Annotated in this window: 12 protein-coding genes and 1 pseudogene; 9 read left to right on the top strand and 4 right to left on the bottom strand. The window is 65.5% G+C overall.

What is annotated here, in order from left to right:
* Positions 1 to 6 precede the first annotated feature (6 nt).
* On the top strand, positions 7 to 2,070 hold the full coding sequence (locus ASF77_RS19415) for a S9 family peptidase (protein ID WP_082493911.1): 2,064 nt from the start codon (positions 7 to 9) through the stop codon (positions 2,068 to 2,070).
* Positions 2,071 to 2,137: 67 nt separating this feature from the next.
* On the opposite strand, the gene purM is transcribed toward ASF77_RS19415, so the two are convergent.
* On the bottom strand, positions 2,138 to 3,181 hold the full coding sequence (gene purM, locus ASF77_RS19410) for a phosphoribosylformylglycinamidine cyclo-ligase (protein WP_056343181.1): 1,044 nt from the start codon (positions 3,179 to 3,181) through the stop codon (positions 2,138 to 2,140).
* Between the two features lie 259 nt (positions 3,182 to 3,440).
* Here purM and hda point away from each other — a divergent pair, with 259 nt between their 5' ends.
* From hda to thpR, 7 genes are all read left to right on the top strand, one after another.
* A complete protein-coding gene (gene hda, locus ASF77_RS19405) occupies positions 3,441 to 4,148 on the top strand; it encodes a DnaA regulatory inactivator Hda (protein ID WP_056343178.1) in 708 nt (235 codons plus the stop codon).
* A complete protein-coding gene (locus tag ASF77_RS19400; protein ID WP_056343175.1) occupies positions 4,145 to 4,816 on the top strand; it encodes an HAD family phosphatase in 672 nt (223 codons plus the stop codon). The genes hda and ASF77_RS19400 overlap by 4 nt, the downstream gene beginning before the upstream one ends.
* The gene (pcnB, locus tag ASF77_RS19395) at positions 4,809 to 6,209 is read left to right on the top strand and encodes a polynucleotide adenylyltransferase PcnB (RefSeq protein ID WP_056343172.1); all 1,401 of its coding nucleotides are present in this window, start codon (positions 4,809 to 4,811) and stop codon (positions 6,207 to 6,209) included. The genes ASF77_RS19400 and pcnB overlap by 8 nt, the downstream gene beginning before the upstream one ends.
* The gene (gene folK / locus ASF77_RS19390) at positions 6,206 to 6,682 is read left to right on the top strand and encodes a 2-amino-4-hydroxy-6-hydroxymethyldihydropteridine diphosphokinase (protein WP_056343169.1); all 477 of its coding nucleotides are present in this window, start codon (positions 6,206 to 6,208) and stop codon (positions 6,680 to 6,682) included. The genes pcnB and folK overlap by 4 nt, the downstream gene beginning before the upstream one ends.
* Before the next feature lie 3 nt (positions 6,683 to 6,685).
* Positions 6,686 to 7,033 (top strand): DMT family protein, encoded by a 348-nt coding sequence (locus ASF77_RS19385; protein WP_056343166.1) that lies wholly within the window; start codon positions 6,686 to 6,688, stop codon positions 7,031 to 7,033.
* A gap of 76 nt (positions 7,034 to 7,109) precedes the next feature.
* Entirely contained in the window at positions 7,110 to 7,967 is an 858-nt protein-coding gene (panB, locus tag ASF77_RS19380; protein WP_082493910.1) for a 3-methyl-2-oxobutanoate hydroxymethyltransferase, read from the top strand.
* A gap of 1 nt (position 7,968) precedes the next feature.
* The gene (thpR, locus tag ASF77_RS19375; RefSeq protein ID WP_056343165.1) at positions 7,969 to 8,481 is read left to right on the top strand and encodes an RNA 2',3'-cyclic phosphodiesterase; all 513 of its coding nucleotides are present in this window, start codon (positions 7,969 to 7,971) and stop codon (positions 8,479 to 8,481) included.
* Positions 8,482 to 8,541: 60 nt separating this feature from the next.
* Here thpR and ASF77_RS23815 read toward each other — a convergent pair.
* A pseudogene (locus tag ASF77_RS23815) lies at positions 8,542 to 8,775 on the bottom strand (aldehyde dehydrogenase family protein); the annotation flags it as partial.
* A 232-nt stretch (positions 8,776 to 9,007) separates the two neighbouring features.
* On the opposite strand from ASF77_RS23815, the gene ASF77_RS19370 reads away from it, so the two are divergent.
* Positions 9,008 to 10,468: a sodium:solute symporter family protein gene (locus ASF77_RS19370; protein WP_056343164.1), complete on the top strand. Its 1,461-nt coding sequence runs from the start codon at positions 9,008 to 9,010 to the stop codon at positions 10,466 to 10,468.
* A gap of 60 nt (positions 10,469 to 10,528) precedes the next feature.
* Here ASF77_RS19370 and ASF77_RS19365 read toward each other — a convergent pair whose 3' ends face one another.
* The gene (locus tag ASF77_RS19365; protein ID WP_229445528.1) at positions 10,529 to 11,941 is read right to left on the bottom strand and encodes an aspartate aminotransferase family protein; all 1,413 of its coding nucleotides are present in this window, start codon (positions 11,939 to 11,941) and stop codon (positions 10,529 to 10,531) included.
* Between the two features lie 105 nt (positions 11,942 to 12,046).
* The gene (locus tag ASF77_RS19360) at positions 12,047 to 13,417 is read right to left on the bottom strand and encodes a glutamine synthetase family protein (RefSeq protein WP_056344149.1); all 1,371 of its coding nucleotides are present in this window, start codon (positions 13,415 to 13,417) and stop codon (positions 12,047 to 12,049) included.
* Between the last annotated feature and the right edge of the window lie 99 nt (positions 13,418 to 13,516).

Raw genomic sequence — 13,516 nt, 5'->3', positions numbered from 1 at the left:
GAACACATGATCCTGGGTAATTTTACGCGCCGCACCAGCCTGGCTCTGGCGCTGCTGGTCTGCGCCGGCCTTGCCAATCACGCGCCCGTCCATGCCGCTGCCGCTGCTTCGGCCGCGACCGATCCCGCGGCGCTGCCGCCGATCGAGCGCTTCTTCATCAATCCGGTGCTGGCCGATGCCAAGCTGTCGCCCGACGCCCGCTACCTGGCTGCCTTGTCCGGCGCCCCCGGCCGGCGCGACTACCTGGTCGTGATCGATCTGCAGCAAAAATCGGCGAAGCTGGTGGCCGGCTACAAGGACGCCGACGTGCGCCACTTCGACTGGGTCAACAATGGCCGCCTGGTGTACGACCTGACCGACCGCCAGATCGCCGTCGGTGGCGACAACCTGGCGGCAGGCCTGTTCGCGGTCGACCGCGACGGCGGCAACCTGCGCCAGCTGGCGCACCGCCAGGGCGTCTCCGTCACCAGCGGTTCCAACATCGACCGCAAGATCCTGCCCTGGCATACCAGGATGCTCGAGACGCGCGGCGCACAGAATTCCGATTTCATCTATGTCCAGAGCGCCGATTTCAAGCAGAACCACCGGGATACCGGCGATCTGCGCGCCGTCAACCTGTTGCGGCTGAACACGCTGAACGGCGCGAGCCAGACCATCCAGCGTCCGGGCAAGGTAAGCGGCTGGATGCTCGACCACAAGGGCGAACCGCGCCTGGCGATGGGCAGCGAGGAAGGGGTCACCACCATCCATTACCTGGATCCGGCGACCGGGCAGTGGCGCGTGCTGAGCACCTTCTCCACCTATAAAGGCGGCAAGGGCGCCTTCACGCCGATCGGCTTCGGCGGCGACGGCACCCTGTATGCGACCGCCTACGACAAGAGCGATATAACCGGTGTCTTCGCCGTCGACCTGGCCACCGGCAAGCTCCAGCCCGAGCCGCTGATGGTCGCGCCCGGCTACGACTTCGACGGCTCCCTGGTGCGCAGCGGCGACAAGGTGCTGGGCGTGCGGGTCAGCACCGATGCCGAGCGCATCGTCTGGTTCGACCCGGCCATGGACGCCGCCCAGAAAAAGCTGGATCAGGCCCTGCCTGGCCTGATCAACCTGGTGTCTTTCCCGTCCGAGAACCACACGGAATGGGTGCTGGTGCGCTCGTATTCGGACGTGCGTCCGCTCAGCTATCACCTGTACAACCTCAAGACCGGCGCGCTCGACAAGGTCGGCGACGCCTATCCCGGCATCGATCCGCGCCGCATGGGACGCCAGGATCCGGTGCGCTACAAGGCGCGCGACGGCATGGAGATTCCGGCCCTGCTGACCTTGCCGGCAGGCGGCGCCAAGAACGCGCCGCTGGTGGTGCTGGTGCACGGCGGCCCCTATGTGCGCGGCAACCACTGGGGCTGGAACGGGCAAACCCAGTTCCTGGCCTCGCGCGGCTATGCGGTGCTCGAACCCGACTTCCGCGGCAGCACCGGCTATGGCGACAAGCATTACCGCGCCGGCTGGAAGCAATGGGGCCTGGCCATGCAGAACGACATCGCCGACGGCGCGCGCTGGGCGATCGCGCAAGGCGTCGCCGATCCGAAGCGGATCTGCATCGCCGGCGCCAGCTACGGCGGCTATGCCACGCTGATGGGCCTGGTCAACGATCCCGACCTGTTCAAGTGCGGCATCAGCTGGGCCGGCGTCACCGACATCAACCTGCTCTACGACGGCCACTGGAGCTTCACCTCCGACATGAACGACCAGTGGAAACAGTACGGCATGCCGGATCTGATCGGCGACCAGCTCAAGGATGCGGCGCAGCTGAAAGCGACCTCCCCGATCGAACAGGCCGCGCGCATCAAGGCGCCGCTGATGCTGGCCTACGGCACGGCCGACCGCCGCGTGCCGATCTACCACGGCCGCAAGTTCCTCGACGCCGTCAAACCGCACAACAGCCAGGTCGAATGGATCGAGTACGCCGACGAGGGCCACGGCTGGAGCCTGCCGGAAAACCGCGTCAATTTCTGGGGCCGGGTCGAGAAATTCCTCGACCAGCACATCGGCAGCGGCGCCAAGGTGAACTGAGCAGCTGAGGTTTGAAATGAAAAAGGCGCCCCGCGGGGCGCCTTTTGTTTGCGTGCGAGCGCGGCGCTTACAGCACCACGGTCTGCGCTTGCCCCTCTTCGCGGGCACGGATCTCGCCGATGCGGTACACGGTCTCGCCGGCCGCCTGCAGCTGGGCCATGGCCGCGTCCGCGTTTTCGGCGGACACGATGACGGTCATGCCGATGCCGCAGTTGAACACGCGGTGCATCTCGGCGTCAGCCACGCCGCCATGCTGTTGCAGCCACTGGAACAGCGGCGGCATCGTCCACGCTTTACTATCGAGCACAGCCGTCAGATTGTCTTGCAGCACGCGCGGGATGTTTTCGACCAGGCCGCCGCCGGTAATGTGCACCAGGCCCTTCACTTCCATCGCCGCCATCAGCGCCAGCAGCGGTTTCACGTAGAGGCGGGTCGGCGCCATCAGCACGTCCGACAGCTTGCGGCCGTGGAAATCGGCTTCCAGATCCGGCTTGGCCACCTGAATGATCTTGCGCACCAGCGAGTAACCGTTCGAGTGGATGCCCGACGAAGCCAGGCCCAGCACCACGTCGCCCGGGGCGATCTTGCTGCCGTCGATGATCAGCGATTTTTCCACGGCGCCGACGGCGAAGCCGGCCAGGTCGTATTCGCCGTCCGGGTACATGCCCGGCATTTCGGCCGTCTCGCCGCCCAGCAGCGCGCAGCCGGACTGTTCGCAGCCTTCGGCGATACCCTTGACCACGGCGGTGGCCGTCGCCACGTCGAGCTTGCCGCAGGCAAAGTAATCGAGGAAGAACAGCGGCTCGGCGCCCTGCACCAGGATGTCGTTCACGCTCATCGCGACCAGGTCGATGCCGACCGTGTCGTGACGGTTCAGCTCGAATGCCAGCTTCAGCTTGGTGCCGACGCCGTCGGTGCCGGACACCAGCACCGGCTCCTTGAACTTCTTGCTGATCTCGAAGAGACCGCCGAAACCGCCGATCCCGCCGAGCACGCCTTCCCGCATGGTGCGCTTGGCAAACGGTTTGATTGCTTCGACCAGGGCGTCGCCGGCGTCGATGTCGACACCCGCGTCGCGGTAGGAGAGGGAAACATTAGATGGTTGGCTCATGGTATTTGGCAGCGGAGGCGGTAAAATAGAAAGCGCAAACTGAATTCAGTACTGATTCCAGTCAATCCGCTATTTTAACAAAACGGCCCGGCCCCAAGTTCGTCAACCGAGATAACAATAAAAAGATGCCCTCATTCCCGCCCTCCGGAGCCCATCTCGCCAGCCCCCGCGCCGGCACTCCCGGCGGCACTGGCGCAAGCGCATCTATAATGCAGCATGCGTATCCCTTGTATGACACTTCCAGGATGAATCGATTGCCATGAAACAGCTGGTGCTCGATTTAGGCGCCGAGCCGGCGCACAGCCTCGATACCTTCCAGGTCGGGGAAAATGCCGAACTGGCGCACCTGATGCATCAGTTCGCGCAGCGTGCTTCGCGCGAGCATTTCGCCTACCTGTGGGGCGACACCGGCGCCGGCAAGACCCACCTGCTGCAGGCGCTGGCCGCCACCCCGAACTCGCGCTACATCGCGGCCGATGCCGCCAGCAGCGAGTTCGTATATTCGCCCGAGATTTCGCTGTACCTGCTGGACGATTGCGACCGCCTCCCGGCCGCGGCCCAGATCGATGCCTTCGCCCTGTTCAACCAGATCCGCGAGCACGGCGCCTACATGGTCTCGACCGGCCCGGTGCCGCCGGCCGTGCTGCCGGTGCGCGAAGACCTGCGCACGCGCATGGGCTGGGGCTTGATCTACCTGATCCACGGCCTGTCCGACGACCAGAAGATCGCCGCGCTCACCCAGGCGGCCGAAGCGCGCGGCCTGACGCTGTCGGCCAGCGTGCTACCCTACCTGCTCTCCCACTTCAAGCGCGACATGCGCTCGCTGGCGACGATGCTCGACGCCCTCGACCAGTATTCGCTCGAGACGCAGCGCCCGGTCACGCTGCCGCTGCTGCGCGATCTGCTGCTGTCGCATCCGCCGACGGACGCCATGCCGGACTCCACGCCGCCGGAACCAAGACAATGAACCTCGCCCTGTTTGACCTCGACCACACGCTGCTGCCCATCGACTCCGATTTCGAGTGGGGCCAGTTCCTGGTGCGCGTCGGCGCCGTCGATGGCGACGCCTACCAGCGCCGCAACGAAGATTTTTTCAGGCAGTACCAGGCGGGGGTGCTCGACCCGGTCGAGTACCTGGAATTTGCCCTCGGCACGCTGGCCGGTTTCGCGCCGGACGCGCTCGACGCGCTGTACGGACGCTACCTGGAAGAAGTGATCGAGCCGGCGATCCGCCCCCAGGCGCGCGCGCTGGTGCAGCGCCACCTGGACGCCGGCGACCTGGTGGCCATCATCACCGCCACCAACCACTACATTACCGCGCCGATTGCCCGCATCTTCGGCGTCGAACACCACATCGCGGCGATGCCGGAATACGACGCCGACGGCCGCCTGACCGGCAAGCTGGCCGGCACGCCGACCTCGGGGCCGGGCAAGGTGGTGCACATGCACGCCTGGCTGGCGGAACTGGGACGCTCGTTCGCCAGCTTCGAGCGGTCGTATTTCTACAGCGATTCGCACAACGACCTTCCCTTGCTCTCGGTGGTGTCGCACCCGGTTGCGACCAACCCGAGCGCCGTGCTCGCCAGCCATGCCCAGGCCCAGGGCTGGCCTTTACTCCATCTCTTCAATGATTAAAAAATTCATTCGTAAAATCCTTGGCGTGAAAGACGAGCGCGATCCGACCGAGCCGCACATCCTCGGCAAGGAGGAACACGGTATCGACCTGAAGCTGGTGTCGCCGAACGCGATCCGCCTCACCCAAACCCTGCAGGAAGCCGGTTTCAAGGCCTTCGTCGTCGGCGGCGCCGTGCGCGACCTGCTGCTGGGCGTGAAACCGAAGGACTTCGACATCGCCACCGACGCCACGCCCGAGCAGGTGAAAAAGCTGTTCCGGCGCGCCTTCATCATCGGCCGCCGCTTCCAGATCGTGCACGTGATGTTCGGCCAGGAGCTGCTCGAAGTGACGACCTTCCGCGGCAAGGGCAGCAACAACGCCCCGAAGGACGAACACGGCCGCGTCCTGCGCGACAACAACTTCGGCCCCCAGCACGAAGACGCCGAACGGCGCGACTTCACGATCAATGCGATGTACTACGATCCGGCCACGCAGACGGTGCTGGACTACCACGGCGGCATCGCCGACATCCGCGAAAAGACCCTGCGCATCATCGGCGTGCCGGAAGCGCGCTACCGCGAAGACCCGGTGCGCATGCTGCGCGTGGTGCGCTTCGCCGCCAAGCTCGGGTTTACCATCGAGCCGACCACGCGCGCGCCGATCCCCGTGATGGCGCCGCTGATCGACAACGTGCCGGCCGCGCGCGTGTTCGACGAGATGCTCAAGCTTCTGCTCTCGGGCCATGCGCTGGCCTGCCTGAAGGAGCTGCGTTCGGCCGGCCTGCACCATGGCCTGCTGCCGCTGCTGGACGTGGTGCTGGAACAGCCGATCGGCATGAAGTTCGTCACCCTGGCCCTGGAATCCACGGATGCGCGTGTGAAGGCCGGCAAGGGCGTGTCGCCGGGCTTCCTGTTCGCCTCGCTGCTGTGGCACCAGGTGCTGGAAAAGTGGACGGCCTACCGCGCCGCCGGAGAAGCGCCGATCCCGGCCCTGCACCTGGCCGCCGACGCCGTGCTCGACACGCAAACCGAAAACCTGGCCCTGCAGCGCCGCATCGCTACCGACATGCGCGACATCTGGGCCATGCAGCCGCGCTTCGAGCGCCGCAACGGCAAGGCGCCCTACAAATTGTTGGAGAATCCGCGCTTCCGCGCCGGTTACGATTTCCTGCTGCTGCGCTGCGCATCGGGCGAGCTCGAGATGGAAATCGGCGAGTGGTGGACGGCCTTCTATGAAGCCGAGGCGGGCGAACGCGAACGCCTGGTAACCCAGGCCAACCGCCCTGCCCCGAGCGGCGAGAAGAAGAAACGTGCGCCGCGCCGCGGTGCGCGCAACCGTGGCGGCGAAGGCGCCGGTGCAAGCTCAGGTACAGGTGCAGGAGCGGCCGCCAGCGCGGGCGCGGGCGAGGAATGATCGCCCTGATCGGCATCGGCGCCAACCTGGGCGACGCGCGCGAGAACGTGCTCGACGCCCTGGCGCGCCTGGGACGCCAGTCCGGCTGCCGCATGGTGGCGGCATCGAGCCTGTGGCGCACCGCGCCGGTCGACGCCTCGGGCGACGACTACATCAACGCCGTGGCCCTGATCGATACCGACCTCGATGCCCACGTCCTGCTGGCCACCCTGCACGCCATCGAACACGCCCACGGGCGCGAACGGCCCTACCTGAACGCCCCGCGTACGCTCGACCTCGACCTGCTGCTGTATGGCGAAGAGACCATCGACATGCCCGCCCTGACGGTGCCGCACCCGCGCATGCACGAACGCGCCTTCGTGCTGGCGCCGCTGCTGGAAATCGCCCCGGAAACCATCATCCCGGGCCGCGGCCTGGCCGCCGATTTTTTGGCAAGCGTGACCGACCAGGCCGTCGTCCGCCTCGACACGTAAATCATGCAGATTCCCGTTTTCTTCCAGACCGCGGGCCTGCTCGTCCTGTCGAACATCTTCATGACCTTCGCCTGGTACGGGCACCTGAAAAGCCTGAACAACCGCGCCTGGTACATCGCCGCGCTGGTCAGCTGGGGTATCGCCTTGTTCGAATACCTGCTGCAGGTGCCGGCCAACCGCATCGGCGCCACCCAGTACAGCCTGGCGCAACTGAAGATCATGCAGGAAGCGATCACCCTCACTGTGTTCGTGCCCTTCGCGATGTTCTACATGAACCAGCCTTTTAAACTCGACTACGTGTGGGCGGCGCTGTGCCTGGTGGGCGCGGTGTACTTTATTTTCCGTAGCTAAAATTGCCTCCTTCGGCAGGTTTTTTTAGGCCGGATTACACTAACCGGTCGAATGAATTGTTTTCAAAAGGATCACCATGAGCGCTTATTTGCAGGGCAAGGAAATGACGGGCGGCGATGCGCCGGCACCGGTGAAAACCACGCCCAAGGCCGTCACGATCCCCGCGCTGCAGGCGATGCGCGCAGCCGGCACCAAGATTGCCATGCTGACCTGCTATGACGCCAGCTTCGCTTCGCTGATGGATCGCAGCGGCGTCGACATCCTGCTGATCGGCGATTCGCTCGGCATGGTCTGCGCCGGCCACAGCTCGACGCTGCCGGTAACCCTGGCCGACATGGCCTATCACACCGCCTCGGTCGCGCGCGGCAACAAGAACGCCCTGCTGGTGGCCGACCTGCCCTTCGGCAGTTACGCCACCAGGGAAATCGCCTTCGAAAGCGCGGCCGCCCTGATGCGCGCCGGCGCCCAGATGGTCAAGATCGAGGGCGGCGCCTGGCTGGCCGACACCGTCTCCTTCCTGACCGAGCGCGGCATCCCGGTCTGCGCCCACATCGGCCTGACCCCGCAATTCGTGCATGCGCTGGGCGGCTTCAAGGTGCAGGGCAAGACGGATGAGGGCGCCGAGCGCCTGAAAAACGATGCGCTGGCCCTGCAGGCTGCAGGCGCGGCGATCGTGCTGCTGGAAGCGGTGCCGGCCGCGCTGGGCAAGGCGACCACCGAGCTGCTGCAGGTGCCGACCATCGGCATCGGCGCCGGCCCCGACTGCTCGGGCCAGGTGCTGGTGATGCACGACATGCTGGGCGTCTTCCCCGGCCACAAGGCGAAGTTCGTGAAGAACTTCATGGAGGGGCAGACCAGCATCGAAGGCGCCGTGCGCGCCTATGTCGGCGGCGTGAAGGACGGCAGCTTCCCGGCGCCGGAACACTGCTTCTGAGATGGAAGGTGTGCCCAGCACCCGGCTGTTCCTGGCGCTGTGGCCGGATCCCGCGATCCGCCACGCCCTGCGCGAGCGGCGCGACGCCTGGGACTGGCCGCGCGGCGCCAGCCCGGTGCACACCGATAAACTGCACCTGACCCTGCATTTTCTCGGCGAGATCCCGAGCGAACGCCTTCCCGAGCTGCGCCGCGGCTTCCAGGTGCCGTTCACGCCGTTTACCCTGTCGATCGGCGTGCCCAAGCTCTGGCCGCACGGGATCGCCGTGCTGGAGCCGCACGAGGAGCCGCCGGAATTACTCGACCTGCACGCCAAGCTGTCCGCAGCCCTGCTCGCGCTCGGCCTGCAGCCCGAGGCGCGCAAATACCGTCCCCACGTGACCCTGGCGCGGCGCGCCAACAATGCCGCCGTACCGGCGCAAGCGCCGCCGCTGGTCTGGAAGATCGACGGCTATGCGCTGGTGGAGTCGAAGCCGGGCGATGGCGGCGGGTATACGGTAATCCAGCAGTACTGATACCCTACGGTGCACAACCGTTAACGCGTGCGGCGGAAGCTTCACACCAGCAACATCAAATGCTCGCGCCATGCCAGCCCAGCGCCGATCCTCGAAGGCGGCGCGGGCGGCGCCCACCGCCGCGTCGACGTCGGCGCCGTCGCAACGCGCCACCTCGGCGAGCTTGCGCCCGTCGACCGGCGACAGGCAGTCGAAATGCGCTCCCGAGCGGGCGGCCAGGCGCTCGCCGCCTATGAAAGCGCGGCCGTCGATCCGCAGCGCGGCGGCGCGTTCGTACCATGGTGTTGTTGGCATGCCAGTGTTCCTTCCAAAGTGAATAGAATCCCTAGGAAAAACAGTGAGAACCCCATCCGGCGACGAAGTTCTGCCGCTATAATCGCCGATTTTCCGCCCGATAATATTTAGAGGGTGTGGCAAAGCTTTCAGGGCAAGGCGCATCGTCGGAGACAGTACGCTGGTACGGCGAGACGATGTAACGCAGCCATGGAAGTGTTGCCAGACCCGCAGCCCCGGAGCTTTCATCACCATGAACTACACCTTGATTACCTGTGTCGTGCTCTACCTGCTGGGCACGCTGGCGCTGGGGGTTTGGGCGGGTACGCGCATCAAGAATACCAGCGACTTCGCCGTCGCCGGGCGCAGCCTGCCGCTGATCATGGTGATCACGACGACCTTCGCCACCTGGTTCGGCGCCGAGACCGTGATGGGCGTGCCGGCGAAATTCGTGCAGGGCGGCCTGAACGCCGTCATCGAAGATCCGTTCGGCGCCGGCACCTGCCTGATCCTGGTCGGCTTGTTCTTCGCCACCAAGCTCTACAAATTGAACCTGCTGACCATCGGCGACTACTACCGCCAGCGCTACGGCAAGGGCATCGAGATCTTTTGCTCGGTCGCCATCATCCTCAGCTACCTGGGCTGGGTGGCGGCCCAGATCACGGCGCTCGGCCTGGTGTTCTCGGTGCTGACGGGCGGCGCCATGGCCCCAGCCGTGGGCATGGTGATCGGCACCCTGGCGGTGCTGATCTATGTGGTGGTGGGCGGCTTCCTGGCCGTCGCGCTGACCGACTTCATCCAGATGATCGTACTGGTGCTGGGCATGTCGATCATCGCCTTCTTCGCGGCCGACCTCGCCGGCGGCGCCGACCGCGTACTCGACATGGCGCAGCAGGCCGACCTGTGGCGCATCTGGCCGGAGCCCACCTTTACCGACATCGTCTTCTTCTTTGCCGCGGCCATCACCATGATGTTCGGTTCGATCCCGCAGCAGGACGTGTTCCAGCGCGTGATGTCGGCCAAGGACGCTCCGACCGCGCGCACCGGCGCCGTGATCGGCGGCGCCAGCTACATCCTGTTCGGTTTCGTGCCGATGTTCATCGTCGCCGCCGCCGTGGTGGTGATGGGCGACAACGCCCTCGACATCGCCAAGAACGACTACCAGCGCCTGCTGCCGACCTTCGTCATGACGAAAATGCCGCTGATCATGCAGATCCTGTTCTTCGGCGCCCTGCTCTCGGCGATCAAGAGCACTTCGTCGGCGACGCTGCTGGCGCCGTCGACCAGCTTTACGGAAAACATCCTGAAGAACCTGCGCCCCGGCATGAGCGACAAGCAGCAGCTGTTCGCCATGCGGGTCACCATCGTGATTTTCGCCGCCCTGGTGCTGGCGTATGCGATCGCGATGGAAGGCACCTCGATCTATGAGCTGGTGTCGTCCGCCTACCAGGTGACGCTGGTGGCGGCCTTCGTGCCGCTCGTGATGGGCCTGTACTGGAAGCGCGCCACGACCCAGGGCGCGATCCTGTCGATCGGCGCCGGGCTGTTCGTGTGGATCCTTCTCTTCCCGCAGGTGTCCGATTTGGGCGAAGCCTTCCCGGGGCAGCTGGCGGGCTTGCTGGCGGCGTTTGCCGGCATGTTCCTCGGTTCGCTGGCGCCGCAGTTCCTGAAGAATCGTACCGAAGCGCCGAAGACGATCGGGGCCAGCGCCTGAAACTGTAGGGTGGGCGGCAAAGCCGCCCACCCTACGTCCCTTCGGTTCAAGTCACGGCAATTACATCCAGCCGCGCGCCTGGATATCCGCCAGGGTCAGATCCAGGCAATCCCGGATCCGCGCCGCCATTTCGTCGATCTCCGTTTTACTCATCACCAGCGGCGGCGCCACGATCATCCGGTCGCCCACGGCGCGCATGATGACGCCGTTGTCGAACATGTGCCCGCGGCACACCATCCCCACCTGCAGGTCGGACGCGAAACGTTCGCAGTCGTGCGGCCCCGATCCCTTGCGCCGTACCAGGTTCAATCCCGCCACCATGCCGCAGCTCTCGGCGTGCCCCACCAGCGGATGCGTCGCCAGTTCATTGAACGCCGCTTTCAGGTACGGCCCGGTTTCCAGCGCCACCTTCTCGACCAGCCGTTCCTCGCGCAGGATGCGCAGGTTTTCCAGCGCCGCCGCGCAGGCGACCGGGTGGCCGGAATAGGTAAAACCGTGGTTGAAATCGCCGCCCTGTTCCACCAGCGCCTGCGCCACACGCTTGCCGACCAGCACGCCGCCGAGCGGCACATAGCCCGAGGTGACGCCCTTGGCAAAGCTGATCAGGTCGGGACGCATGCCCATCAGTTCGGAGCCGAACCAGGCGCCCAGGCGCCCGAAGCCGCAGATGACCTCGTCGGCCACGAGCAGGATGCCGTACTTGTCGCAGATGCGCTGCACTTCCGGCCAGTAGGTCGGCGGCGGGATGATGACGCCGCCCGCGCCCTGCACCGGCTCGCCGATGAAGGCGGCCACCTTGTCGGGGCCGACGGCGAGGATCTCGTCCTCCAGCCAGCCGGCCGCCACCAGCCCGAACGCGTTCTCGCTCAGTCCATGGCCGTGTTCGGCGTAGTTCGGCTGGCCGATGTGGCGGATGCCGGGGATCGGCAAGCCGCCCTGGGCATGCATGCCGGCCATGCCGCCCAGCGAGGCGCCCGCCATGGTGCTGCCGTGATAGGCGTTCTTGCGGCTGACGATGACCTGCCGTTCGGGCTGGCCGAGGATGTCCCAGTAGCGCCGCACCATGCGGACGATCGTGTCGTTCGCTTCCGAACCGGAGCCGGTGAAGAACACGTGACTGAACTGGGGCGGGCTGAGGGCCACCAGTTCGGTCGCGAGCTGCACGGCCGGCACGTTGGTGGTGTTGAAAAAACTGTTATAGAAGGGCAGCGTTTCCATCTGCCGGTAGACCGCCTGCGAGATCGACGTGCGGCCATAGCCGACGTTGACGCACCAGAGCCCGGACATGCCGTCGATCAGCTGGCGGCCCTCGGAATCCCATAGGTACACGCCCTGCCCGCGCACGATCACGCGCGCGCCGCGGGTGCGCAGGGCCGCATGGTCGGTGAACGGATGCAGGAAATGGGCGGCGTCGCGCGCCTGGATGGCGCGCGTATCGAAAGTCTCCGCGTCCGGTATGCCCGCGGAGACCATGCTGGCGGCAAGCACCGCCGTATCGTCGGTTGCCATGATCGCACCTCGTTTTAGTTTATAAACCCTAGTTTTAGTTTGAAACCCTGGTCAAACGTGCGGCAAAATTCAGACGTGCAGTAACAGGTGTTCGCGCTCCCATGGACTGATGACGGTCATGAACTCCTGGTGCTCGAGTTCCTTGATCGCCGAATAGACATCGATGAAACGGTCGCCCAGCACTTCGCGCAGGCGCGTCTCGTTGCGCACCAGGTTCAGCGCTTCGGGCAGGCCTTGCGGCAGCTCGACCGGCATCTTGTAGGCACTGCCCTCGACGATCGGGGTCGGCGCCATGGCGTCGACCATGCCGAGGTAGCCGCAGGCCAGCGTCACGGCCAGCGCCAGGTACGGGTTGGCGTCGGCGCCGATGATACGGTTCTCGATGCGCCGATCCTGCGCGCCCGACACCGGCACCCGGAAGCCCACCGTGCGGTTGTCGATGCCCCATTGCAGGTTGATCGGCGCCGCCGTGTGGCGCACGATGCGGCGGTAGGAATTGACATAGGGCGCGACGATCGCCATGGCCGAAGGCATGTAGCGCTGCAGGCCGCCGATGTAATGGTGGAACAGGTCGGACGCGCCGCCGTCGCTGTTGCTGAAGATATTGCGCCCGGTCTTGGCGTCGACCACGCTCTGGTGCACGTGCATGGCCGAACCCGGCTCATTCGCCATCGGCTTGGCCATGAAGGTGGCGTACATGTCGTGTTTCAGGGCCGCCTCGCGCAGGGTGCGCTTGAAATAAAACACCTTGTCGGCCAGCCCGAGCGGGTCGCCGTGCTGGAAATTGATTTCCATCTGGCCGGCGCCGATCTCGTGGATCAGGGTGTCGACGTCGAGGTTCATCAGGTCGCAGTAATCGTAAATGTCCTCGAACAGCGGATCGAATTCGTTGACGGCGTCGATGCTGTAGACCTGGCGGCTGGTCTCGGCGCGGCCGCTGCGGCCGATCGGGGCGGCCAGCGGCAGATCCGGGTCGATGTTCTTCGCCGTCAGGTAAAACTCGAGCTCGGGCGCGACCAGCGGCTTCCATCCCTTCTCCTCGTACAGTTTCAACACCCGGCGCAGCACCGAGCGCGGGGCGAAGTCGACCAGGTTACCGTCGGCGAAATAACAGTCGTGAATCACCTGCGCCGTCGGATCGACGGCCCAGGGCACCATGGTGATGGTGGTGGGGTCGGCCTTCAGGATCATGTCGCGGTCGGTGGCGGAAATGGCGCGGTCGTAGGCCTCGTCGTCCGTCGGCGAATTGCCGGTGACGGTCATGCCGAGCACGGCTTCCGGCAGGCGCATGCCGCGCTCTTCGGTAAATTTAACCCGGGGCAGGATCTTGCCGCGGGCGACGCCGGTCAGGTCGGGAACCAGGCATTCGATTTCGGTGACGCGCTTGGCATTGAGCCACTCGTCCATGTCGGTGTAAGAAAAATTCTCGCGGATTGCCATCATTGCCTCTCGGTGTGTTCAAGGTCGCAAGGGCGCAACGCGGCGCCCCGCATGTAGGGAGAGAACGAGGCAAGCTAGGGCACGGCGCACGCCGCCCAT

It is taken from the genome of Massilia sp. Leaf139, assembly GCF_001424165.1.
In the GTDB taxonomy this organism is placed as follows: Bacteria; Pseudomonadota; Gammaproteobacteria; order Burkholderiales; family Burkholderiaceae_D; genus Telluria.
Note: the sequence above shows the minus strand (reverse complement) of the source record. Positions and strands in the feature narration are given on the sequence as shown.

Coding starts and splice junctions, on each gene's coding strand:
- hda (WP_056343178.1), top strand. CDS start 3,441: ATGAAACAGCTGGTGCTCGATTTAGGCGCCGAGCCGGCGCACAGCCTC.
- ASF77_RS19400 (WP_056343175.1), top strand. CDS start 4,145: ATGAACCTCGCCCTGTTTGACCTCGACCACACGCTGCTGCCCATCGAC.
- thpR (WP_056343165.1), top strand. CDS start 7,969: ATGGAAGGTGTGCCCAGCACCCGGCTGTTCCTGGCGCTGTGGCCGGAT.
- purM (WP_056343181.1), bottom strand. CDS start 3,181: ATGAGCCAACCATCTAATGTTTCCCTCTCCTACCGCGACGCGGGTGTC.
- ASF77_RS19385 (WP_056343166.1), top strand. CDS start 6,686: ATGCAGATTCCCGTTTTCTTCCAGACCGCGGGCCTGCTCGTCCTGTCG.
- ASF77_RS19415 (WP_082493911.1), top strand. CDS start 7: ATGATCCTGGGTAATTTTACGCGCCGCACCAGCCTGGCTCTGGCGCTG.
- ASF77_RS19365 (WP_229445528.1), bottom strand. CDS start 11,941: ATGGTCTCCGCGGGCATACCGGACGCGGAGACTTTCGATACGCGCGCC.
- ASF77_RS19370 (WP_056343164.1), top strand. CDS start 9,008: ATGAACTACACCTTGATTACCTGTGTCGTGCTCTACCTGCTGGGCACG.
- panB (WP_082493910.1), top strand. CDS start 7,110: ATGAGCGCTTATTTGCAGGGCAAGGAAATGACGGGCGGCGATGCGCCG.
- pcnB (WP_056343172.1), top strand. CDS start 4,809: ATGATTAAAAAATTCATTCGTAAAATCCTTGGCGTGAAAGACGAGCGC.
- ASF77_RS19360 (WP_056344149.1), bottom strand. CDS start 13,417: ATGGCAATCCGCGAGAATTTTTCTTACACCGACATGGACGAGTGGCTC.
- folK (WP_056343169.1), top strand. CDS start 6,206: ATGATCGCCCTGATCGGCATCGGCGCCAACCTGGGCGACGCGCGCGAG.